The 21,606-nt window shown below is 54.4% G+C and carries 21 protein-coding genes; 8 read left to right on the forward strand and 13 right to left on the reverse strand.

Annotated elements, in window-relative coordinates; all coding sequences use genetic code 11:
* Nucleotides 1-79: 79 nt before the first annotated feature.
* Both JOE25_RS04825 and JOE25_RS04830 read right to left on the reverse strand, forming a co-directional pair.
* Nucleotides 80-1,390 (reverse strand): MFS transporter, encoded by a 1,311-nt coding sequence (locus JOE25_RS04825; RefSeq protein WP_209632956.1) that lies wholly within the window; start codon nucleotides 1,388-1,390, stop codon nucleotides 80-82.
* Between the two features lie 93 nt (nucleotides 1,391-1,483).
* Nucleotides 1,484-2,182 carry a hydrolase gene (locus JOE25_RS04830; protein WP_209632957.1) on the reverse strand — a complete coding sequence of 233 codons (699 nt, stop codon included), beginning with the start codon at nucleotides 2,180-2,182 and terminating at the stop codon, nucleotides 1,484-1,486.
* A 92-nt stretch (nucleotides 2,183-2,274) separates the two neighbouring features.
* Between JOE25_RS04830 and JOE25_RS04835 the strand changes: the two genes are divergently transcribed.
* Nucleotides 2,275-2,931 carry a TetR/AcrR family transcriptional regulator gene (locus tag JOE25_RS04835; protein WP_209632958.1) on the forward strand — a complete coding sequence of 219 codons (657 nt, stop codon included), beginning with the start codon at nucleotides 2,275-2,277 and terminating at the stop codon, nucleotides 2,929-2,931.
* Nucleotides 2,932-2,952: 21 nt separating this feature from the next.
* Here the strand turns inward: JOE25_RS04835 and JOE25_RS04840 are convergent, their stop codons facing one another.
* From JOE25_RS04840 to JOE25_RS04860, 5 genes are all read right to left on the reverse strand, one after another.
* Nucleotides 2,953-4,599 carry an aromatic amino acid lyase gene (locus tag JOE25_RS04840; RefSeq protein ID WP_209632959.1) on the reverse strand — a complete coding sequence of 549 codons (1,647 nt, stop codon included), beginning with the start codon at nucleotides 4,597-4,599 and terminating at the stop codon, nucleotides 2,953-2,955.
* A 52-nt stretch (nucleotides 4,600-4,651) separates the two neighbouring features.
* Nucleotides 4,652-5,995, reverse strand: a complete 1,344-nt coding sequence (locus tag JOE25_RS04845) for an MFS transporter (protein WP_209632960.1) — start codon at nucleotides 5,993-5,995, stop codon at nucleotides 4,652-4,654.
* A complete protein-coding gene (locus tag JOE25_RS04850) occupies nucleotides 5,992-7,650 on the reverse strand; it encodes a urocanate hydratase (RefSeq protein WP_209632961.1) in 1,659 nt (552 codons plus the stop codon). Before JOE25_RS04850 ends, JOE25_RS04845 begins: the two co-directional genes overlap by 4 nt.
* Nucleotides 7,647-8,738: a DUF917 domain-containing protein gene (locus JOE25_RS04855; RefSeq protein WP_209632962.1), complete on the reverse strand. Its 1,092-nt coding sequence runs from the start codon at nucleotides 8,736-8,738 to the stop codon at nucleotides 7,647-7,649. Before JOE25_RS04855 ends, JOE25_RS04850 begins: the two co-directional genes overlap by 4 nt.
* Nucleotides 8,739-8,951: 213 nt before the next feature.
* Nucleotides 8,952-9,848: a LysR family transcriptional regulator gene (locus JOE25_RS04860; protein WP_209632963.1), complete on the reverse strand. Its 897-nt coding sequence runs from the start codon at nucleotides 9,846-9,848 to the stop codon at nucleotides 8,952-8,954.
* Between the two features lie 173 nt (nucleotides 9,849-10,021).
* Here JOE25_RS04860 and JOE25_RS04865 point away from each other — a divergent pair, with 173 nt between their 5' ends.
* Both JOE25_RS04865 and JOE25_RS04870 read left to right on the forward strand, forming a co-directional pair.
* Nucleotides 10,022-11,404, forward strand: a complete 1,383-nt coding sequence (locus tag JOE25_RS04865) for an amidohydrolase family protein (protein WP_209632964.1) — start codon at nucleotides 10,022-10,024, stop codon at nucleotides 11,402-11,404.
* Nucleotides 11,401-12,651 (forward strand): Zn-dependent hydrolase, encoded by a 1,251-nt coding sequence (locus JOE25_RS04870; protein ID WP_209632965.1) that lies wholly within the window; start codon nucleotides 11,401-11,403, stop codon nucleotides 12,649-12,651. Before JOE25_RS04865 ends, JOE25_RS04870 begins: the two co-directional genes overlap by 4 nt.
* Before the next feature lie 79 nt (nucleotides 12,652-12,730).
* Here JOE25_RS04870 and pckA read toward each other — a convergent pair whose 3' ends face one another.
* Nucleotides 12,731-14,350 carry a phosphoenolpyruvate carboxykinase (ATP) gene (pckA, locus tag JOE25_RS04875; RefSeq protein WP_209632966.1) on the reverse strand — a complete coding sequence of 540 codons (1,620 nt, stop codon included), beginning with the start codon at nucleotides 14,348-14,350 and terminating at the stop codon, nucleotides 12,731-12,733.
* A gap of 482 nt (nucleotides 14,351-14,832) precedes the next feature.
* On the opposite strand from pckA, the gene JOE25_RS04880 reads away from it, so the two are divergent.
* Together JOE25_RS04880 and JOE25_RS04885 are read left to right on the forward strand one after the other, a co-directional pair.
* A complete protein-coding gene (locus JOE25_RS04880; RefSeq protein ID WP_209632967.1) occupies nucleotides 14,833-16,176 on the forward strand; it encodes a 2-hydroxycarboxylate transporter family protein in 1,344 nt (447 codons plus the stop codon).
* Between the two features lie 306 nt (nucleotides 16,177-16,482).
* Entirely contained in the window at nucleotides 16,483-17,910 is a 1,428-nt protein-coding gene (locus JOE25_RS04885; protein WP_209632968.1) for a serralysin family metalloprotease, read from the forward strand.
* A 150-nt stretch (nucleotides 17,911-18,060) separates the two neighbouring features.
* Here JOE25_RS04885 and JOE25_RS04890 read toward each other — a convergent pair whose 3' ends face one another.
* Nucleotides 18,061-18,270, reverse strand: a complete 210-nt coding sequence (locus JOE25_RS04890; RefSeq protein ID WP_209632969.1) for a hypothetical protein — start codon at nucleotides 18,268-18,270, stop codon at nucleotides 18,061-18,063.
* A gap of 165 nt (nucleotides 18,271-18,435) precedes the next feature.
* Between JOE25_RS04890 and JOE25_RS04895 the strand changes: the two genes are divergently transcribed.
* A complete protein-coding gene (locus JOE25_RS04895) occupies nucleotides 18,436-18,606 on the forward strand; it encodes a hypothetical protein (protein ID WP_209634231.1) in 171 nt (56 codons plus the stop codon).
* Between the two features lie 33 nt (nucleotides 18,607-18,639).
* Here JOE25_RS04895 and JOE25_RS04900 read toward each other — a convergent pair whose 3' ends face one another.
* Both JOE25_RS04900 and yniD read right to left on the reverse strand, forming a co-directional pair.
* Entirely contained in the window at nucleotides 18,640-18,777 is a 138-nt protein-coding gene (locus JOE25_RS04900) for a hypothetical protein (RefSeq protein ID WP_209632970.1), read from the reverse strand.
* 18 nt (nucleotides 18,778-18,795) lie between these two features.
* Nucleotides 18,796-18,903: a small membrane protein YniD gene (yniD, locus tag JOE25_RS26560; protein WP_012144841.1), complete on the reverse strand. Its 108-nt coding sequence runs from the start codon at nucleotides 18,901-18,903 to the stop codon at nucleotides 18,796-18,798.
* Between the two features lie 329 nt (nucleotides 18,904-19,232).
* On the opposite strand from yniD, the gene JOE25_RS04905 reads away from it, so the two are divergent.
* Together JOE25_RS04905 and JOE25_RS04910 are read left to right on the forward strand one after the other, a co-directional pair.
* Nucleotides 19,233-19,625, forward strand: coding sequence for an ASCH domain-containing protein (locus JOE25_RS04905; protein ID WP_037422476.1), 393 nt, complete (start codon nucleotides 19,233-19,235; stop codon nucleotides 19,623-19,625).
* A gap of 1 nt (nucleotide 19,626) precedes the next feature.
* Complete coding sequence (locus JOE25_RS04910) at nucleotides 19,627-20,229, forward strand: hypothetical protein (RefSeq protein ID WP_209632971.1); 603 nt, start codon at nucleotides 19,627-19,629, stop codon at nucleotides 20,227-20,229.
* 53 nt (nucleotides 20,230-20,282) lie between these two features.
* Here JOE25_RS04910 and JOE25_RS04915 read toward each other — a convergent pair whose 3' ends face one another.
* On the reverse strand, nucleotides 20,283-20,522 hold the full coding sequence (locus JOE25_RS04915; RefSeq protein WP_037422480.1) for a YebV family protein: 240 nt from the start codon (nucleotides 20,520-20,522) through the stop codon (nucleotides 20,283-20,285).
* 137 nt (nucleotides 20,523-20,659) lie between these two features.
* A complete protein-coding gene (locus tag JOE25_RS04920) occupies nucleotides 20,660-21,592 on the reverse strand; it encodes a spore coat protein U domain-containing protein (RefSeq protein ID WP_209632972.1) in 933 nt (310 codons plus the stop codon).
* Nucleotides 21,593-21,606 lie beyond the last annotated feature (14 nt).

Consider the following 21,606-nt stretch of genomic DNA (forward strand, 5'->3'; position numbering starts at 1 on the left):
AAAGTTAACGTTAACATTTTACTGGTGTGATCGAAATCACTCAGCGAGAAAATAGGGCGCGCAGAGCGCCCAAAAGGAATTAACGCTCGTTGAGCGAACGCAGATGGTCGTCACGCCGCAGGGTCATCAGCGCGAACAGGCTGACAACCGACGTGGCGACCACATAGTAAGCGGGAATGTCGAGGTTGCCGGTCTGTTTAATAAGACCGGTGATGATTAACCCCGCGGAGCCGGAAAACACGGCATTGGACAGCGAGTAGGCCAGCCCCAGGCCGGTATAGCGCACCCGGGTTGGGAACATTTCTGCCAGCATAGCGGGGCCTGGTCCGGCGAGCAGGCCGACGACAGCACCGGCGATCATCACCGCTATACCCTTGGCCAGCAGCGAGCTCTGCGGATCTTGCAACAGGTGCAACAGCGGGAAGGTAAACAGGATCACCGCCACCACCGCGGTCAGCATGACCGTTTTGCGTCCCAGTTTATCGCTAAGGATACCGGCGGGCAGAATAGTCAGTGCGAAGCCGATGTTGGCCAGCACGGTGGCGACCAGCGCCTGTTGAAAGGTTGCGTGCAGCGAGGTTTGCAGGTAGGACGGCATGACCACCAGGAAGGTGTAACCGGCAGCAGACCAGCCCATCATGCGGCCAATGCCGATCACAATGGTTTTCACGACGCCGCTTACCTTCACGGCGGGTGCCTGCGTGGCTGTGTGGCGCGTCTGTTGTGCCTGGGTAAAGGTGGGTGTTTCTTGCAGTTTTAGCCGCAACCACAGTGCTACCGCCCCCATGGGTAACGCGAGCAGGAAGGGAATTCGCCAGCCCCAGTCATGCAATTGCTCTGTCGTTAATAATGCGGCTAACAGTGCCACCAGGCCTGCGCCGGCCAATAGCCCGAACGCCACGGTCAATGATTGCCAAGCCCCGAACAGGCCACGTTTACCCTTTGGCGCAAACTCGGTCATGAGCGACACCGCGCCACCAAACTCACCGCCGGCAAACAGCCCCTGAAACATACGTAATAACGTCAGCAACAGTGGGGCGGCGACGCCAATGGAAGCGTAAGTTGGCATTATGCCAATCAATGCAGTGGCTACCGTCATCAGCAGCAATACCGCAATTAACGTCGGCCGGCGACCAATGCGGTCGCCGATACGACCGAAAATCACGGCGCCGATCGGGCGACAGAAAAAGGCCAGCGCAAAGGCGGCATAGGTGAGGATCAGGCTGGTGATTTCACTTTCACCCTGGAGGGTAAAAAAATTGGCGGCGATCACGGTGGCGAGAAAACCGTAAACGCCGAATTCATACCATTCGATAAAGTTGCCGACCGAACCGGCCAGCAAGGCCTGACGCGACTGGCGTGCGTCGATAACCGCCGTTTGTGTGTCCATCCCCATTCTCGTGTCTTTGAATTATTGTCATTCAGTTCTAAATTCTTATGACAAAACAATCAATTATTTTAAACAGGAAGTGTGAGACGGGATTCACCATGGCAAAGGGGCGACCTCACGGCCGTTTTCAGCGTAGTACAAGGAGGGCAGAAATTGTGCCAGATAGCTGAATTCATTGTAACAATGGCGCATCAGGTTAAAACCGACATCATCCGGTAATTCGTCATGTGCGTTGGTGCAGGATTTCCCCAGTAAGAAGCGGCTGCGCAACACGCAACCATAAGGGGTGTCCCGAACCAGGTGCAGCATTTCTCCGTCGAGAGGGTCGCCGTTATCGTCCAACGCTACCTGTTCGCCGAAACCGATGCGGGCGCAAATCGCAGCAGATAACGCCTGGCTTTCGCGTGCCTGCTGCAAGGCGTGTGCAGCAAAGAAGTCTTCGGCGGCATGGAACTTCAGCCGAGCCGGTGTCGGTGGCATTTCCGCTAGCCACTCCACCGCGTCGATGCTGGCCCCGACATAGCTTTCCCCTTTTTTCCAGTGGGCGTCCCAGCCACGGTGTTCGACGTGATCATGCGGATGCCACCAGCGGATGTGTTGCGTGGTTTCAAAAAAGGTAAACCACCACTCCAGCATACGGCCTTTGCAGCCGTGCAGGTCGGTACGAATAGCCACGGTCAACAAACCGTCCATGCTACGTGTCAGCCCCATCTCCAGCCGCAATGGTTCCGGTTTAAGCAACGCGTTGATATCATTAACGCCCCAAGGGAGCACCAGCGATTGATGTGTCATAACGGTCATCCTTTTATTTTGGAAACTTATGTTGTTTCCAAAATAAGACTATGCCGGTATGCTGTCTCTGTCAACGCTGTAGAGGATTAATCATGGCAAATGAAACAGACGCTCAATCGCGTTCACGCGGAAGGCCAGCGGTCCCGGAAAGCGAGCTGCGGGCCGCCGTGGTGGAGGCGACCCTGCAACTCCTGCTGACGCAGGGCTATGCCGCGACGACAGTGGACGCGGTGGCAAAACAGGCAGGCATGGCCAAAAAGACCCTGTACCGCTTTGCTGAAAACCGAGAGGCACTGGTGATGCAGGCGGTAGCAAGTTGGCCGGACGCTTTTCAGCCGGTGTTCGAACAAGATCCACAACAGGTGGCAGAACTGCCGATGTTGTTGGAACAAGGCTTACGGGCGATAGCACGGCAGGTATTGAGCGCACAGGCCCTGGGGATGTTTCGTCTGTTACAAGGCGAGTTTCCAGGCCGGGAAGCGCTGTTGGTCATCTACCAGCGCAACGGTATTGAACGCGGTCGGGCTATTGTGGCTGATTGGCTGCAACGCCAACAGCGGCGCGGCTGGCTACGTGAGCTGGAATACACCCAGATCAGCGATCTGCTGCTGGCGATGGTGATAGCGGAACCGTTGCGCCAAATGGCACTGGGGCTGTTGCCACCGGGCAGTGAAATCGATGATCGCATCGCGGCTGCGGTGGCGGTGTTGTTGCCTGGATTGCTCAGCGCGCCGTTGCCGGCGCCCTGAGCGTGGGGGAGGTCTGCTGGCTTACTTGCCGTATTGACGTAATACTTGCTCGGCGGCTGCAAAATCTGGGGCTAGCGGGCGATCTGTCTCGATAAAGGGGACCTGTTTGCGTACAGCAGCGTAGAGTGCTGCAGTAGGTGCAGAGAGCACAAAACCATTGTGGCGTTGCTGGCGTAAATCCACGGCCTGTGCGTCATGAACCAGCAGAATGCCCAGCAATTGATAACTGTTATCCACTTGCTGCTGAACGCGCTCAACCACCGACGGGGCATTGGTGGCGATGTCTTCGATATCGCCGGCGACTGGGAAGTAATCAAGCGACACTGGCATTGCCAGCTCTTTGTTGCGCATTGCCAGCATCATGACCGGTTTTTCCATCGCACCAAAGGCATGTACCGTATGATCCGTGCCGAGAAAACGCGTCAGGCCAGTAAATGCAGGGTTGTTCAGTTTGACCACCTGTTGTGCGCTGGCCAGCGAGTTGTGCGCCAAGGCTAACCCCAATTGTTCGAAGGCCAACACCCACGGAAGGGGCTCAAAGTTGGCGCTGGGGAGCACGGCACCCTGCAGGTCGCCTTCACTGACGTACCCGACGGCCTCTTGCGGTCGCTGTGACGGTGCTGTCACGTTCAGTGCGACACCCGGATTGTCATCAGAACTGTTCAACTGCACCAGTAACTGATCGTAAGCTTGCTGATAGCTGCGTTGAAGTTCTCCTAAAAGATAGACGCCGGAGCGGAAGCTAAGTGGGTCTTGCAAGGGGCGGCTGTCGTCGTGTTGCCACAGGCTGGAGCCGGCCAGCAGCTCACGCAGGTTTTTCCCCGTGGCTGCCACTTCGGGATAAGGGCGCAATGCCAGGGTATTGGCAAGGAAAGGGGATACGTTGCCATTTAGCGCTTGCAGACTGAGCGCGTAGGTCAAGGTATTAACCTGTATCAGGTGAGACAATGAATCCAGGGCTAATGCGCCGCTGGCGGCAGAGTAAGCATTAGAGCTGAGGATCGATAACGCGTCTTTGGCATAAGGAGCAATGGGCGGCGTTTGGCTGCTATGCAATGCCGTTTTGGCCGCCACCTTTTTACCTTGGTAATAGACGTCGCCTTCGCCGAGCATCGCCAGTCCGACGTGGCTAATTACCGTAATGTCGCCTTCACCCACGGAACCCTCTGCGGGGATGACCGGTGTGATACCTTTATTCAGGAAGGCGACATAGGCGTCGACAATCGCTGGCTGAACGCCACCGCCACCGCTCAACAAGGCGTTGAGGCGGGTTACCATGGTCGCCCGCGCGACTCGAATGCTCATGGGGTTACCGATGCCGCCAGAGTGGGCATGCAACAGGCCGACGTTAAATTTCTTCGATGCCTCTACCACTTCTTGCGTTAGCTTGCCGTGTACATCGACCATCGGGCGGTCTTTGTTCAGGCCTACGCCGACCGTCAACCCATAGATTTTCAACCCGTTCTGCGCAGCTTGTATTAATACCTTATGTGACATTGTCACGCGCTCCATTGCTGCCGGAGCCACTGCCACTGCTTCGCCATCGGCGACGTTGGCGACAATCTGCGGGGTAAGAGAGTGGCCGTCGAGGGTTACGGTGGCTGCCCCGATCTGGCTGTAACCGAGCGTGAGCAGGATCAACAGCGATAACGTCAATTTTCCTGGCATGATAAATAGACCCTTATTATTGATTTTTATGATGTTGTAATCGCGATCTGGTTTAGAACTGCCGCTGTGGGCGACGGGCGATCAAATACAGGGTGATCAACGCCAATAAACTGGCGATCATCACGTACCAGGCCGGGGCAAAACGGGTACCGGTATTTTGGGTTAACCAAGTGAGGATTGCCGGGGCAAAACCACCGAACACGGTGACAGCCAGGTTGTAAGAGACGGACATGCCGCTGGCACGGACTTCAGTAGGAAAGAGATCTGATAAGGCTGCGGGTGCCACGCCGACGAACAATGACACCAGCACGCAAAACAGTGTCTGCACCAGTATCAGCATCGCCGTGGTGTGGTAGGCATCCAGCAGCAACAACAATGGGTAGCTGGCGACCAGCAGTAGCGCAGCCCCGGCCTGCAAGATCTTCAGTGTCCCGATCCGGTCTGACCAGGCACCGGCAGCGACACAACACACCACCATAAAGCAGTTGCCGATCAGCGCTGCCAGAAACGCCTGGTGGCTTTCGAAGTGCAGTACGCGCTGGACGTAAATCGGCATATAAATAATCAGCGCATAGACACTCACGGCCCATAGGATTGACAGCCCGGTACCCAGCAGGACGGCATGACGATGGGTACGGAATAACAAGCGCAACGGCATCTCTGGTGCACGTTTCTCTTGCAGCCGTCGCGCCTGTTCCTCGGCGAACAGGGGCGTTTCTTCGAGCGTTTTACGCATCCACAGGCCGATCGGGGCGATTGACAGGCCGATAATGAAGGGAATGCGCCAGCCCCAGTCACCCACTTGCTCGTGGCTAAGTGTCAGCGTGACGGCTGTCGCCACCAGTGCGCCAAGGATATTGGATATCCCCATGCTGGCCTGCAGCCATGAAGCGTACTGGCCTTTTTGATCCTTGGGGGCATGTTCGATCAAGAATGCCGCGGCACCGCCAACTTCACCGCCCGCGGAAAACCCCTGCAGCACTCGGCCACACAGGATCAGCAGTGGTGCCCCTATACCAATGGCGCTATAGGGGGGAGCAAAGGCAATGATTGCGGTACCGACGGCCATGGTCATTATCGTCAGCGTCAGAGCGGCCTTACGGCCGACCCGGTCGCCGTAAGCGCCGATCACCAATGCACCGAGGGGGCGAATGACGAACCCGAGGCCGAAGGCCAGAAAGGCTTCAAACAATTGGGTGCCGGGATCGTTCGGGTGAAAGAAGTTCTGCGCGATATACACCGCAAAAAAGGCGTATACCGAGAAGTCATACCACTCCAGCGCATTACCGACAGAAGCGGCGGCAATCGCTTTGCGCCCACTGCTTTTTTTACGCGGCGTGACACTGGCGTCAGTGGCCAACAGAGGCGATATTGAGGGAGCCGTGCTTTTATTCATCGTTGTTCTCCACGAGGCAGTGAGATATACGGCAGGGATTTTTCAGCAATCTCGTCCAGTGACTCTTGATAGCCGGCGTCGGCGTAGCGCATCACGCCCGTGCTGGTGTCGTTAGTCATCGACAGTTGCAGGCGCTGTGCCGCCGCAATGCTGCCGTCAGCAACGGTGGTGATGCCAGAGCTGGTCATATAACCGCTGTAACCGCCGCCACCGGAGTGAATGGCCACCAGATCCGCCATAGAGGCACAGTTGACCAAGGCATTGAGCAGCGGCCAGTCGGCGATCGCATCGGAGCCATCCTTCATCTTTTCAGTCATGATATTAGGATGTGCCATCGCACCGGCATCGAGATGATCGCGTGTGAAGGCGATCGGACCGGACAGGCGCCCGTCTGCCACCATACGGTTCACCTCTAGCGCCAGCTCGGTACGTTCACCGTGACCAAGCCAAGCGATGCGCGCCGGTAATCCCTCGAACGGAACATGCTTACGTGCCAGGGTGATCCAATTACTGACGATGCGATTGTCGGCAAAACGCTGCAGCAGATAGTCATCAATCACGCGAATGTCGTCGCTGTTATTGGACAGGGCTATCCAGCGGAACGGGCCGATAGCGCGGCAAAACAGCGGGCGAAGGAAGGCCTCGGTGAAAATAGGGATCTCGAATGCACGCTCAACACCGCCCTGATGGGCGTGAGTGCGTATGAGATTGCCGTTGTCGAACACCACCGCACCGCGATCCATAAAACCGATCATGGCCTGTACGTGCTGAACGATTGAACGGCGGCTGGCATCCATCAGGGCATTGATGTCTGTTTCGCGCTGTGTCGCCACCTGAGCGAGGCTATAGCCCGCAGGGACGTAGCCGTAAACCAGGTCATGCGCTGCTGTTTGGTCGGTGACGATATCAGGGATGACACCACGGGCCAAAATAGCCGGGTAGATCTCGGCGGCGTTGCCTAGCAGGGCAACAGAAAGGGCCTCTTTGCGCTGTTGGGCGGCAGCGATCATCGCCAGTGCCTGGTTGAGATCTGCCGCTTGATGCTGAAGAAAACCATTTTTCAGCCGCTTGTCGATGCTGGCTTGATTGACTTCGATGGTCAGAATCGCGGCATTGGCCAGGGTGCCTGCCAGTGGTTGGGCACCGCCCATGCCACCCAATCCGGCGGTAAGAATAAAACGCCCGCGTAGATCGTTGTCAAAATGCCGTTCGGCAATGCGCGAGAAGATTTCATAGGTGCCCTGGATCACGCCCTGCGAACCGATATATTGCCAGTCACCGGCGGTCAGGCCTCCCCAACAGATCAGATTCTCTTTTTCCCAGCGGTAGAAGTTTTCCGCTTTCGCCCATTGGCCGACCATATTGCAATTGGCCATGATCACTAACGGTGCATTGGCGTGGGTTTGCAACACGCCGATGGGTTTGCCGGACTGCACCAGCAAGGTCTGGTCTTCACGCATGGTTTTCAGTGCGTGAACAATGGCATCGTGTGATGGCCAATCACGTGCGGCCCGGCCCAGAGCGGCATACACCACCAGTTCATCCGGGTTTTCGCCTACCGCCAACACATTCTCCATCAGGCGCAGCAGGGCCTCTTGTCGCCAGCCGAGGCAGCGTAATTGGGTGCCGGAGGTGACCCCAAAGGTTCTTTTCATGCGGCATCTCCTGTCGGCAGGTAACTGCGTAGATCAATACCCAGCGTTTTCTCCACCGGGGGATAGACCGCAGGATCGGTAACCGAAGACGAGAGCGGGAACTGCGAGTGATGCATATGGAAAATCACGACGTCCATCCCGGCTTTCAGTTGCCCTGCGCTGATCGGGTTACCGGCCATATCCAGTGTGGTGATGACGTCCGGATAACTGGCAATTCGCTCACCATGGGCATCTTCTACTGCCATATGCTCATTCATGACGTGGATGCGGCGCAGCCCATTCCCCTGACCAATCGTCACAATACCGACGTCAAACGCCTCTTCGGTATAGCGCAAACTGTTGTCGGCAACGACGCCGCTGCCGATGATTTGACCGCCGGTGTGGCGGCAAATCGCGTCGACAACGTCACGGCCCTGTGCCGCCAGAATGCTTTCACCTAATGAGATCGCCTGACTGATTCCCCCCAGTGCCGCGTGTTGGCGTACATAGGCGGCCGGTATCGGGTTGCGGCAACTGGCGATGAACCCGCCGGACATGTCGGCCGCTTTGCGCAGCACTGGCGATACCTTGGCGGTGGCACCTTTCACGACCAACTCGATATAGGCATTATGGTTACGGTTACCACCGACGGCGGCCTGGATCATGGGTTGCGGGCTGGAGGCCAGGCCAATAGAACCCATATCACCGGTGGGATGGGCGCGCAGGTCGCCAACGGCATCAACGACCTTGCAGCCGAGGATTGCCGCAGGCAACCAGCCGTTGAGGGTACTGGACATACCATTTTGGCCAACCATCAATCCCGCGATAGGGGCGCCCAGTTCCTGTTGTACCAGTTGGACCGCCTTGACGTAGTCGACACCCAGCATCTGCCAATCGGTCAGACCGCCGGGGGCGCCAATTGCCGCAGCGGTGGCGATCCAGGCGTCATCGGCCAACTCATCAAGAGTCACTAACTCTGGCCGCCCAATGGTCACGGCCAACCGCCCCAGTTCCAGGCCGTGGGCCACCCAGCCGCCACCGCCGCAGGCAAATACCGAACCGCCTTTTACTGCGGCTTCTACATCATCAAGTGTTAAAACACGCCCCATGGTCTGTGCTCCTGAAAGTATCGGTGAGATTGCGCTTGAATGAATAATCTGTGAATAGTTGCGCTACCGGAATTCGATACTAGGGGGCGGTTAACTAAAATGTCGCATTACTTTTTATCACCTGCGTATAACAAAATGTTAACCCATGACCTAGAAAAAATAATGCGCCGCCGTCATGAGGGACAGCGGCAAGGGAAAGGGCGAAAAAATGGCCTAGCGCGACCAGTGGATCTGTACTGACTCCAGGGTATGGATAAACGCTTGTGCCAAGCGCGACAACGGTTCGTACATGCCATGCACGATACTGATAGGGGTATTTGCAGTGGGTTCTATCGGCCGAAAAACCACCTTGGTCCACACAGGTCCGTTGGCGGTAATTTCGTCGATCAATGCGATACCTACCCCGGCTTGCACCAATGCACAGGCGACATGGATCTGCTGCACCTCAACGGTGGGTCTCAGAATAATGTCGGCATCGTTCAACAGTTTGCGTACCAGCTGGCCGATAGGGATGTCGGCACCGTAGCCAATGAAGGGTTGGTCGATTAATTCTTCGATGCCAATCACATTTTTAGCCGTCAGTGGATGAGAAGCGGGCAGCGCCACCACTAATCGGTTCTCGTACAATTGACGCGAATGCACGTTGGGATGGCCCTCATGCAGAAAGGCGACGCCCAATTCGACCTGTTGTGTCAGCACCGCTTGCAAGAGCACATCCGGGATCATGGTGTGCAGAATTACCCGTGCTTCAGGCAGTTGTGCGTGAAACTTGGCGATAGCACTGGGGATAAGGCCTTGGCCTAAACTTGGGCTACAGGCAATGCGCAGGTGTCCCATGCGGTTTTGGATCAAATCCTCCGCCACTTCGTTGACCCGCTGTACTCCTTGATACACAGAGTTGACTTCGACAAACAGGTGGCGAGCTTCTGGCGTGGGGTACAGCCGCCCCTTGATACGCTCAAATAACGTCAGGCCTAACCGTTGCTCGGTATAGGCGATGAGTCGTGAAACTGCCGGTTGAGAAACGTGCAGCAGTTTTGCGGCACCGCTGATCGAACCGGTCAGCATAATGGCGCGAAACACTTCGATTTGTTTGAGGTTTAAACGCACACGTCCTCCACGGGTAGTTAACATTTTGTTATGCATGAGTGATAAACAAGCATAAGACAGAATAGATAGCCTCACCCTACACTGCCCTTGGTATCGGCACAACTGGTCGATTGATAACCTGAGATAACTGCATTTTTATGCAGTTATCGGAAGGGGATAATAAGGAGAGAGGCATGATGAATCTGAGTCAACGACCCGAGCTGGTGGTAAAGGGCAATCTGGTGGATGCCGAACGGGTGACACCTGACGGCTGGCTAGCGATCGCTGGCGGTAAAATCATTGGGAGCGGCAGTGGACAAGCCCCCGAGGCATGCAAAGTCATTGAGGCCAGCGGCAAGTGGATCCTGCCCGGCGTGATTGACGGTCAGGTGCATTCTGGTAGCCAGGCGAATCAGGAAGGGCTGGGGTGGGCATCGCGCGCGGCGGCGGCGGGGGGAATCACGGTGATGGTTGATATGCCCTATGACGACCCCGAACCTGTGGCTTGCCGCGCACTGCTGGACGCCAAGATTGCCGAGGTCGAGCGTGACTGCCATGTTGACGTGGCCTTGTTTGGTACCCTTAATGCAACCTACGGTTTTGACGCCGCCGCGGGTCTGATTGAAGGTGGCGTGTGCGCCTTTAAATTCTCTACCTTTGAGGCCACACCGGGACGCTTCCCTCGAGTGGATGAGGATGACCTGATGCACGCCTTTGAGCTGATTGCGCCCACGGGGCTGGCCTGTGCGGTACACAACCAAATGCAGGAGCTGACGCGTAAGAATATTCAACGGATGATCGACAGGGGGGATACCGGCTGGGATGCTTTTATGCGTGCCCATACGCCCTTGATCGAAAATCTGGCGACGGCGCTGATTTATGAAATGGGGGCAGAAAGCGGTGCTCGCGCCCATGCGGTGCATGTTTCTACCTCACGCGGTTTCGAGCTGTACCGGATGTATCGACAGGCCGGGTATCCCGTCAGTATTGAAACGTGCGTTCAGTACCTGATGCTCAATCACGAACAGCATACGCGCCAATTTGGTGCCAAAACCAAACATTACCCACCGATCCGCCCAAAAGCGGAAATGGAACGACTGTGGAGCCATATTGCACAGGGCGATTGTACTTTCGTTTCGTCCGACCACGTCAGTTGGGGGCTGGAGCGGAAAGGGGATGCCAACGTGTTCAAAAATGCGTCCGGTGGTCCCGGATTGGAAACCTTGCTGCCCGCACTGTGGACGGGATGTGAGCAACACGGCATCGCACCGACGACCGTGGCACAACTGTTGTGCCGCAACCCTGCGCGTCATTTCCTTCTCGACGATCGCAAAGGGGCGTTTAACCCCGGCATGGACGCTGACTTTGTCATTCTGCGGCCGGAACATTATCGATTCGACCCGGCTAACAGTCTGTCAGCCGTCAAATGGAGCGCTTTTGAGGGCATGGAGTTTAGCGTGCGGGTAGAAGCAACCTATTGCCGTGGTGAGGCGGTTTTCGTCGATGGGCATATTGTTAACACTCCGGGGACAGGCCAGTTCCTGCGTCCACACATTGCCAGAGGAGAAAAACAATGACAGCGTTAATCGATAGCGGACGCTTATGGGCAAGGGTCAATCATCTGGCACAGATGACGCTGCCGGACGTCCCCTGGACACGGCGTGCCTTTACACCGCTGTTCAGTGAGGCGCGTATCTGGCTTGCTGAGCAAATGCAGCTGGCCGGACTGACAGTGACGTTGGATGAGGCGGGCAATCTGATCGGACGTCGTGCAGGGCTACGCAATGATTTGGCACCACTCGTCACGGGGTCACATTGCGATACCGTGGTGGGCGGCGGGCGCTATGACGGCATTATCGGCGTATTGGCGGGGATAGAAATAGCCCATAGCCTGCACCAACAGACAATTGCTTTGCAGCATCCGTTTGAGGTGATCGATTTTCTGTCCGAAGAGCCGAGTGATTATGGCATTTCTTGCGTTGGCAGCCGGGCGCTCAGCGGTGAGTTGGACAGTGGCATGCTGGCGGCGAAGAACGCACAGGGTGAAACACTGGCGGAGGCAATGGCTCGTATCGGTGCTCAGCCTGAAAAGCTGGTCCAGCCGCTGCGCCTGCCCGGGGGGACAGCAGCTTACCTTGAATTGCATATAGAACAGGGCCCAGTGTTGGAGCACCAACGGCTGCCGATAGGGGTTGTAACGCATATTGTCGGCATTCGCCGTGTATTGGTGACTGTGGTTGGGCAACCGGATCACTCGGGCACCACGCCTATGGATATTCGTCGCGATGCACTGGTCGGTGCGGCACATGTGATAGAGCAGGCCCATGCCGCGGCATCACGACAAAGCGGCAACCCGCATTATGTGGTAGCGACCGTGGGCCGTATCTCTATGACGCCGAATGTACCCAACGCCGTACCGGGGCGGGTGGAGTTAATGCTTGAAGTCCGAAGCGACAGTCAGCAAGTATTGGACAGCTTTCCTGAGGTCCTGCTGGAGCAGTGCCTTTCGCGGTTACAGGCGTTGGGTTTGCAGGCGGAATTGCAGCACGTTAGCCGTGCGCGCCCTACCGCCTGCGCGGAACCGGTGATGCAGGCGATTGATAATGCTGCGCAATCACTTGGGTTGGCCAGTCGTCGTTTGCCTAGCGGCGCTGGACATGACGCCGTTTACATGGCACCGACCGGGCCGGTGGGAATGGTGTTTATTCCTTGCCTGAACGGGCGCAGTCATTGCCCTGAGGAATCGATTACCGAGCAACAGTTGGCGGATGGCGCCAGGGTGTTGGCACAGGCATTGATTAATTTGGATAAGCAACTGGCGTAAAAAAGGGGCCAATCGGCCCCTGAATCGTGAATACCTCTTTGCTTATGGGACTGAGCGCAACGTGCTGCGCCCCGTTGCCTTACAGTTTAGGTCCCGCATTCACCAATTTTTCCCCTGCAGGGGTCAGGGTATATTTAGCGAAGTTGTCGATAAAACGCTGCGCCAGATCCTGCGCTTTTTCCTGCCAGAGCGATTCGTCAGCGTAAGTTTTGCGCGGATCGAGGATCGAAGGATCAACGCCCGGCAACGCTGTCGGCACTGCCAGGCCAAAGATCGGCAGGGTAAAGGTGTCGGCGTGTTCAATCTCACCGTTCAAGATAGCGTCGATGATGCCGCGTGTGTCCTTAATGGAAATACGCTTGCCGCTGCCGTTCCAACCGGTATTAACCAAATAGGCCTGGGCGCCGGCGGCTTCCATACGTTTAACCAGCACTTCGGCATATTGCGTCGGGTGCAGCGTCAGGAAGGCTGCGCCGAAACAGGCAGAGAAGGTTGGGGTTGGGGTGGTGATCCCACGTTCAGTCCCCGCCAGCTTGGCCGTGAAACCGGACAGGAAGTGATATTGGGTTTGTTCCGGCGTCAGGCGAGATACCGGTGGCAGCACCCCGAAAGCGTCCGCAGTCAGGAAGATGATTTTCTTCGCATGGCCCGCTTTAGACACCGGTTTGACGATGTTTTCGATGTGGTCGATCGGGTAAGAAACACGGGTGTTTTCGGTTTTGCTGGCGTCATCAAAATCAATGCTGCCATCGGCCAATACCTGCACGTTTTCTAGCAGCGCGTTGCGGCGGATCGCCTGGTAGATTTCAGGCTCTGCCTGCTGAGACAGCTTAATGGTCTTGGCGTAGCAGCCGCCTTCAAAGTTAAACACGCCGTCATCATCCCAGCCGTGTTCGTCATCGCCGATTAACTGACGTTTGGGATCGGTGGAAAGGGTGGTTTTGCCGGTGCCGGACAGGCCAAAGAACACTGCCACATCACCTTGTTCGCCAACGTTCGCAGAACAGTGCATTGAAGCGATGCCCTGCAGCGGCAGCAGGTAGTTCATGATCGAGAACAACCCTTTTTTCATTTCGCCGCCGTACCAGGTTCCGCCGATGAGCTGCATACGTTCAGTCAGGTTAAAGGCAACGAAATTCTCTGAATGCAGCCCCTGTTGTTGCCAGTCCGGGTTGGTGCATTTGGCCCCGTTCATCACCACGAAGTCCGGTTCGAAACGTTGCAGTTCTTCGTCGGTCGGGCGGATAAACATGTTTTTGACGAAGTGTGCCTGCCAGGCCACTTCGGTGATGAAGCGGACCTTCAGGCGGGTATCGGCATTGGCACCGCAGAACGCATCCACAACAAACAGGCGCTTGCCGGACAGTTGGTTGCCCACCAATGTTTTCAGATGTTGCCAGACCTCGGGCGACAGCGGTTGGTTGTCATTTTTGCCGGTGCCGTTGTCGGACCACCAGACGGTATCGCGCGTGGTGTCGTCACGCACAATGTATTTGTCTTTCGGTGAGCGGCCAGTGAACTCGCCGGTATCGACGTTAACCGCACCCAATGTGGTTAGCGTTCCGCGCTCCAGTGCCGGCAGGTCGGCACGGGTTTCCTCAGTGAAGAGTTGCTCGTAGCTTGGGTTATGGACGATTTCGGTAGCCTGATGGATGCCGTAACGGGCCAGCGTTTGTGGGGTAATAGCGATTGAAGACATATCCTACTTCCTTATTAGTTCTATGCCCGCTGACTTTCGGGCCGCAGCAAAACTACCCGCATTCAGTAAGCCGCAGGGCATATATTATGTGCCTGTTTTCTGCACGGTGCCGCGTACAGAGACAGGCTCGGGTACAGCTGACCGGATTCAGCTAATTACCGCTCCGGTTCTCATTAATAAACGCGCGGATTTTTACTTCCACCTATAGCATAGCAGTGAATTTACGACTGATTATTTTAATTACAAAACGCTGACGATAATTAATTAAAACCAACATCGGCGAAGGTTCACAATATTGGATTAATAAGGCGTAATTTAGTTTTGTATTTTTATTTTTTATCATATTGTCAGTGCTGTCCACTATTTTATTTATTATAAGAAATAAAATTTATCCAGATAATAGCTTGTTTTAACGCTTTAAATTACTCCACGTATCGTTAGACGATCCGCTCCATACTGAACACTTGTCAGCAGGGTGAATAATGAAACAGATAAATGCAGAAATTGCGTGTGAGAAAGAAACACCGCAGCCTGATCCGTCAAGATTAATTAACCAAATCCGGCAGATGGATATCGGTGCAGTACCGGTTGCACTGTTTATCACTATTTGTGCCATTGTTGCCGTTTCGGCCTACGCCAACTTCTTGCCAAAGAATATGATCGGTGGTCTGGCGGTGATCATGACACTGGGTTTTGCGCTGGCACAGTTAGGGAAAAGTATTCCTGTGCTGCGCGATATTGGTGGTCCGGCGATTCTGTGCCTGATGGTGCCTTCAGTATTGGTTTACTTTAATTTCTTCCAGCCGAACGTAATGGCAACCGTTCATCTGCTGATGAAAGACGCCAATCTGCTGTACTTTGTGATCGCCAGTTTGGTGGTCGGCAGTATTCTTGGCATGAACCGGGTGATCCTGATTCAGGGCATGATCCGCATGTTTGTGCCTTTGGTCGTCGGCACGGTGACGGCCGTGGTGACGGGGCTGTTGGTGGGTAAGTTGTTTGGCTTCACTTTCTATCACACCTTCTTCTTTATCATTGTGCCGATCATCGGTGGCGGCATTGGTGAAGGCATTTTGCCCCTGTCACTGGCGTATTCTGCCATTCTGGGATCAACACCAGACGTGTATGTGGCGCAACTGGCACCCGCAGCGGTATTGGGCAATATCTTCGCCATCGTAGCGGCAGGTGTGTTGGCCCGTCTGGGTATGAAGCGCAAGGCATTGAGCGGCGATGGCATGCTAATCCGCTCGGCGCAAGAAAACGCCGTGTTCGCCATTAAAGAAACCAGCGGTAACGTCGATTTCCAATTGATGGGGGGCGGGCTGTTGGTGATTTGCGCCTTCTTTATCGTCGGTGGTCTGTTCGAACACATTGTGCATATCCCTGGCCCGGTGCTGATGATCTTGTTTGCGGTACTGTGCAAATACTGCCGAGTGATACCCACCTCAATGGAAACGGGAGCACACAGCTTTTATAAATTTGTTTCCACCGCGCTGGTGTGGCCGCTGATGATTGGCTTGGGTATGTTGTATGTGCCGTTAGAAAGCGTGGTAGCCGTCTTTTCAGTAGGTTATGTGGTGGTCTGCGGTTCAGTGGTGTTGTCTATGGGGTTGGTGAGTTTCCTTATTGCGCCTTATTTAAAAATGTACCCGGTTGAGGCGGCGATTGTGACCTGTTGCCACAGTGGATTAGGGGGGACCGGCGACGTAGCGATCCTCTCCGCATCCAACCGCATGGGATTGATGCCTTTCGCGCAAATTGCCACACGTATTGGCGGCGCTTCTACCGTCATTGGTGCGACGCTGCTATTGGGTTGGTTAATCTGAGTCCAAATGACATTATGGATACCGGGGTGGATTGCCCCGGTTTTTTTATTTGTGTCGCGGGCTAATAATAAGCACCAAAGCGTAATGGGAAAGGGCGTCATTATTTTAATGAGGTGAGGCGGTATTTTAATTAAAAGTGTCTATGCTTTTTGTTAAGGGATTATCGTTCTCATTAAGAGTGCTCATGGAGGGTGCCAGCCGCATTACCGAAATCCCCGTATTGACTCAGCACCGGACCCCGGCCATTAAGGCTATCCGTCAGTGACGCCCTCAGCTCACTGAAATGACGAATATGGAGATTTTGGCATGTCATCAAATAAGCAACAGGCTAGCGCTTCTGCTGAAGCTATAACGGTATTGGCCTTTCAGGGCGCGTATAAACCTGAAAGCGATTCACAGCTTAATGTGATCCATCCCTCAAAAAGTTTTGATAATGCCGGGCTGGAATTGATTCGTGGCGATCGCAGTTGGCACGACAAAGGGGTAACAGAAACGGCGGTTAACCTGAGCTATAGCTTCTGGGAACAGGCACCGGGCAATATGTCGAGCATGGCGATCAGCGGGTTCAGCAGCTTTAATGCACAGCAGCGTGAACAGGCGAAACTTTCACTGCAATCTTGGTCAGACGTTGCCAATATCACCTTTACAGAAACCAGCAATACCCAAAGCGCGAATATCAAATTTGGTCTTTTTGATGTCAGCTCGCGTGGTTCATATGCTTTCGCTTATAACCCGGACTCTTCTCCATCGGTGGCGGGACAAACCTGGTATAACGCCAAAAGCAACGTGTTCGTCAATAATCTGATTCATGAAAATGAATATGGACGCCAGACATTTACCCATGAGATTGGTCATGCTCTGGGGCTGCAACATCCAGGCGATTACAACGCTGCGCCTGGCGTCAGCATCACTTACAGCAAAGATGCCACCTACTTTGAAGACAGCCGCGCCCACAGCGTCATGAGTTATTTCAGTGAAAGCAGCACCGGGCAGGACTTCAAGGGGGCATACTCCTCTGCTCCATTGTTAAATGACATCACGGCGATTCAGCATTTTTATGGCGCCAATATGACGACCCGTAGCGATGATACGGTTTATGGCTTTAATTCCAATACCGATCGTGATTTCCTCACGGCCACCCATGCCCAGGACAAAATCGTGTTTACCGCGTGGGATGCCGGCGGCAATGACACTTTTGATTTCTCCGGTTTTAGCCAGAATCAGCGCATTAATCTTAACGAGAAATCGTTCTCCGATGTGGGAGGGTTGAAGGGGAACGTTTCAATCGCTGCCGGTGTTACGATCGAGAATGCGATTGGCGGTGCGGGAAATGACGTCTTGATTGGTAATGCCGCGAATAACCTACTGCAAGGCGGAGCGGGCAACGACGTACTGTTTGGTGGTGAGGGCGCTGACCACCTGTACGGTGGCGCAGGTAAAGACACCTTTGTTTATTTTGGTGCGTCGGAATCGCGTGCGTCTGCACCGGACTGGATCCACGATTTTGTTCGTGGTGAAGACAAGATTGATCTGTCGCTGTTTAATACCGGCAGCAATAGCCTTGAATTTGTCAGCCAATTTAGCGGCAAGGCCGGGGAGGCTATGTTGACCTATGACCAACAGGCTCATGTCAGTGATGTGGCAATCAATATGGGCGGCGGGTTTGACGGCAGTGATTTTCTGGTGAAAGTGGTGGGGCAACCCTTGGAAATCAGTGATTTCGTGCTGGCGTGAGGCCTGATGGCAACAATAATTCGGTGTTTTGAGGAAAAACCCGACAATTCCTATTAAATCCGTCATGTTAGCCTGACATAGTAATGCCCAGAAGGCCGGGCTTGCATACCTCGGGCTTCTGCCGAATCGCCAACCATTCCGGTTGGCGATTCATTTTCCATCTTTCAGCATGTTGATCGCCGCGCCGATCAGGATACGGCGTTCGATATCGTTGCAGTCGTCCAGTTGTTGTGTCAGGTGTTTCGCCAGCGTTTCTACCGTTAAAACCTCACCGCGATGGCGCAACTGCATCACGCTGTCGCCGATCAAACGTGCTACTTCATCCCACACGGGTTTTATCTCCTGCTCCGAGAACATCATCGTTTACCTCGGCTGGGTGATTTTTGGTCAATGTAGCAGGTGAGCCTGGGGTTCGCCACCACCCCGATCGCACAATTCCAAAACCGGAAGTATAAAAAACAAACCATCAGTATTTCTTCTGGTTTTTTTATCCAATACTGACAGTGTTGAATATCTGGAGGATGAATGATGAAACTGATCGATCAATTGGCTGGCTACCATCGCCGGAGTCAGCGGGCAGAAGTGCAGCATTGGTTGAGTCGTCTGTGGTTACCACAAGGGGAGGCACGAATAGCCTATCTGCGCGAGCTGCTGGAGCCGGAAGCCCAACAACCCGCAAAACGGGATCACCCCTAGTGCGGTGTTCGCCAGTGTCCGGCCGGACTGGCGTTATTCGAGAATATCTTCGATCTCTTCGAGCATCTGGTGACCTAATTCGGTGGTAATCATCAATACACCGCAGATCAAAATAACCAGCGCCAGCAGCAGTAAGGCGATTTGGATGCCTTTGCCATTATTTTTTGCCATCGGGCTTGCTCCTTGCCGTTAGCCAAAGACGATTGCCGCCCAGCGCAATAACAGTAGGGCGAGACAGATCAGCAACAAAATCAAAAACATCTTCCAGTGTTTGGTGCGCATGCGTTTGGTTGCCAATGTGACCTCCTGTTGGTGTAATCAACTGAAATACCAGCCGCCGATAACAAAGATAACGATCACCACCACCGCCAGGACTTTGAGTAAGTCACTAAAGGTGTCATCTGAGTCTTTATCTGCATCTTTCATTTTACCGCCTGACCGTCGCCATGGAGTGGATCTCGCCCACAGTATGCCTGTTGTCCTGGCACAGGCACAGGCATTTACCGTAAACGGCTTGTAAAAAATGTGGGAATGAGTGACAGCGGGGTGAATTAGGCAGGTGCAGGCAGCGGGGAATACGTTGTACTATTCTGTCTGCACAATGATTCATTCAATAAGGTATGGCAATGGCGAGCGAAATTCCGAAAAAATATGAAAACACCGAACGTTGGGCGTTTGGCAATACTGAGCAGCAGGCCGATGACATCGTAAAGCTGATCCTCAACGGGACCAAGACGGCAACCTGCGCCAATCTTGACGGTGAAGGTATCCCGCTGGCCGGCGATGTGTTTGTGGTGGTTGATGGCAAGGGTAACCCGATTTGCGCGGTAGAACTGACATCAGTAGAAATGAAAACCTACGATCAGGTTGATGAAGCGCATGCTTATGCTGAAGGCGAAGGTGACCGTTCACTGGCCTACTGGCGTAAAGAGCTGCAGAGTTTCTTTGAAGAGTATGAACTGTTCTCACCTGATATGACGCTGGTGCTGATGAATTTCAAAGTGGCAGAGACGTTCTGATTTGACACGTCCTGTTCCCTACGTCTGCCAGTGGGCGACACCCGAACTTGCGGCCGACTTGATTGCGGGCCGAGTGACGTTGGCTGACGACGCCAACTGGGCGCTCAGTGGTGCGCATGACCGTGCGGAATACGTCGAATGGGCTAACCACGTCTGCGGTATGGCCTGTCTGAAAATGGTGTTGAGCCACCGTGATGGTGATGCGCCATCGCTAATGGAGCTGGCACGCCGCAGTTTGCCGTACGGCGCTTACGTACGTGAGGGGGAGCGTATTAAGGGGCTGATCTACGCGCCCTTTGTCGACTATGTGCGTGAGCAGTTTGCGCTGGCGGCAGAGGTTCGGGTTGGGCTTGAACCTGGGGAGTTGCTGCCGTTATTAGCGCGACACCGTTATTTTATGGCCTCGGTGCACCCTGGCATTCGCCAGCCTGAGCAGGTACCTCCTCAACGAGGGGGGCATCTGGTTTTGGTGACGGCGGTCGAGGCTGACTGCGTGACCTTCCACAATCCTTCCGGTGACAGCCTGGCGACCCGCAAACAGGTGAGGTTACCGATGAACCACTTTGGCCGTTTTTTTGCCGGCCGCGGTATCGCTATCGCATAAAAAAACGCGCCGTGTTCTTAGCGGACACTGCGCGTTCTTCCGTTTACTGCCGTTCATTCTAATCGCATCACCCAGGCATCGGTCTGTCGATCGTAATGTTGTTTATACAGCAGCGATTGCTTGCCATTCAACATTGCCGGGATACTGGTGTGTTCATCCCAACCGTCTAGCTGCATACACAGGTCGGGATCCGACTTGCAAGGGATTGCCAGCGTACTGGCTTGCTCTGACGAAGAAGACAAATGTGCATCGTCGACCTCAAAACTGCCTATTTTCACCACGGTTTTGCCCATTGGAACTCCTTGCCTGATCTGCTGGTGTGAGGTGTGACCAGTTTGGGTCATCAGTATCAGCATAGACAAATGAGCAAAAAATGCCACATAAAAAATACAAGCTGGCAACATTCGTGTTCGGTGGCTACCGCATGGCGTTAATATGTCACCACAAAACTGACGTTGTCCTGATAGGTACCGACCGGCGCTTCGGTTTGTGCCGGGTTAATGGCTGCCTTGAAAGGGATGCTCTGCGCCAGGCCTGTTCCGGCGCCGCTTTGCGCGTTGGTGCTGCTCCATACGGTAGAGGTATTGGGCAGATAAATTTGGTACTGCAGAAAATTAGTGGTGCCATTAATCATCTGCCGCCAGCCGGTAACCGGGTTGTTGCCATTGGTGAAGTAGGTGGTGTAGCCCTGGCTCTTGGTGCAGGTAAGGGTGATGCTTTGGTTAATGGGATTAAATTGGCCAACCAGGGCCATACTGCCAAAATTGACGCTGTTGGCGGTATTGATCAGGCAACTCTTGGTGATGATTGCCGTCACGGTGACGGTACTGGGTTGATCGGTGCCATCCCACCAGACGCACAGTCCTAGCACCCCCAGGCCGCAGATATGGTAGTTCCATATCAGGTTAATGGTATCAGTATAGGTGCCGGCACTGACGTTCGCTCCTGCAGTGGTCTTGATATAAACCGGGAAGTTAACGTTAGAGGAGATCAGGATCAGCGACAGTAGATTCAGTGAACTGTAATCGATGGTTTGTCCGATGCTGTAGGGATATTGGTAATTCGCATCGGGGTAAATCAGGTAGGAAATTTTATCGCCGGAACCGTTGTTATTAAGTAGTGCCATGGTGTTTGTGGTTGAGGCGATTTTCACCGTTACGGTATTTTGTGACAACAGCGACAGGCCAAGGCCGGTGCAGTTAAGTCCTGCGGTACCCTGAGCATTGATCTGACCGTTGTACACGGCAAAGGAGCTGCTGGTGGGGAGCGTTACCGTACCGCTGGTGGTGCTACAGGCTGCCAGCCCTCTTTGACAGGTCATCAGCAACAACGCCGCCAGGATTATTATGAGTGGCCGAGACATATCTTTTTCTCCGT

The organism is Serratia sp. PL17 (assembly GCF_017832355.1).
Classification (GTDB): domain Bacteria; phylum Pseudomonadota; class Gammaproteobacteria; order Enterobacterales; family Enterobacteriaceae; genus Serratia.

What these genes read in the sequence shown, in the direction of transcription:
- JOE25_RS04825 (WP_209632956.1), bottom strand. Translation starts at nt 1,390, where the DNA reads ATGGACACACAAACGGCGGTTATCGACGCACGCCAGTCGCGTCAGGCC.
- JOE25_RS04830 (WP_209632957.1), bottom strand. Translation starts at nt 2,182, where the DNA reads ATGACACATCAATCGCTGGTGCTCCCTTGGGGCGTTAATGATATCAAC.
- JOE25_RS04835 (WP_209632958.1), top strand. Translation starts at nt 2,275, where the DNA reads ATGGCAAATGAAACAGACGCTCAATCGCGTTCACGCGGAAGGCCAGCG.
- JOE25_RS04840 (WP_209632959.1), bottom strand. Translation starts at nt 4,599, where the DNA reads ATGCCAGGAAAATTGACGTTATCGCTGTTGATCCTGCTCACGCTCGGT.
- JOE25_RS04845 (WP_209632960.1), bottom strand. Translation starts at nt 5,995, where the DNA reads ATGAATAAAAGCACGGCTCCCTCAATATCGCCTCTGTTGGCCACTGAC.
- JOE25_RS04850 (WP_209632961.1), bottom strand. Translation starts at nt 7,650, where the DNA reads ATGAAAAGAACCTTTGGGGTCACCTCCGGCACCCAATTACGCTGCCTC.
- JOE25_RS04855 (WP_209632962.1), bottom strand. Translation starts at nt 8,738, where the DNA reads ATGGGGCGTGTTTTAACACTTGATGATGTAGAAGCCGCAGTAAAAGGC.
- JOE25_RS04865 (WP_209632964.1), top strand. Translation starts at nt 10,022, where the DNA reads ATGATGAATCTGAGTCAACGACCCGAGCTGGTGGTAAAGGGCAATCTG.
- JOE25_RS04870 (WP_209632965.1), top strand. Translation starts at nt 11,401, where the DNA reads ATGACAGCGTTAATCGATAGCGGACGCTTATGGGCAAGGGTCAATCAT.
- pckA (WP_209632966.1), bottom strand. Translation starts at nt 14,350, where the DNA reads ATGTCTTCAATCGCTATTACCCCACAAACGCTGGCCCGTTACGGCATC.
- JOE25_RS04880 (WP_209632967.1), top strand. Translation starts at nt 14,833, where the DNA reads ATGAAACAGATAAATGCAGAAATTGCGTGTGAGAAAGAAACACCGCAG.
- JOE25_RS04885 (WP_209632968.1), top strand. Translation starts at nt 16,483, where the DNA reads ATGTCATCAAATAAGCAACAGGCTAGCGCTTCTGCTGAAGCTATAACG.
- JOE25_RS04890 (WP_209632969.1), bottom strand. Translation starts at nt 18,270, where the DNA reads ATGATGTTCTCGGAGCAGGAGATAAAACCCGTGTGGGATGAAGTAGCA.
- JOE25_RS04895 (WP_209634231.1), top strand. Translation starts at nt 18,436, where the DNA reads ATGATGAAACTGATCGATCAATTGGCTGGCTACCATCGCCGGAGTCAG.
- JOE25_RS04900 (WP_209632970.1), bottom strand. Translation starts at nt 18,777, where the DNA reads ATGGCAAAAAATAATGGCAAAGGCATCCAAATCGCCTTACTGCTGCTG.
- JOE25_RS04905 (WP_037422476.1), top strand. Translation starts at nt 19,233, where the DNA reads ATGGCGAGCGAAATTCCGAAAAAATATGAAAACACCGAACGTTGGGCG.
- JOE25_RS04915 (WP_037422480.1), bottom strand. Translation starts at nt 20,522, where the DNA reads ATGGGCAAAACCGTGGTGAAAATAGGCAGTTTTGAGGTCGACGATGCA.
- JOE25_RS04920 (WP_209632972.1), bottom strand. Translation starts at nt 21,592, where the DNA reads ATGTCTCGGCCACTCATAATAATCCTGGCGGCGTTGTTGCTGATGACC.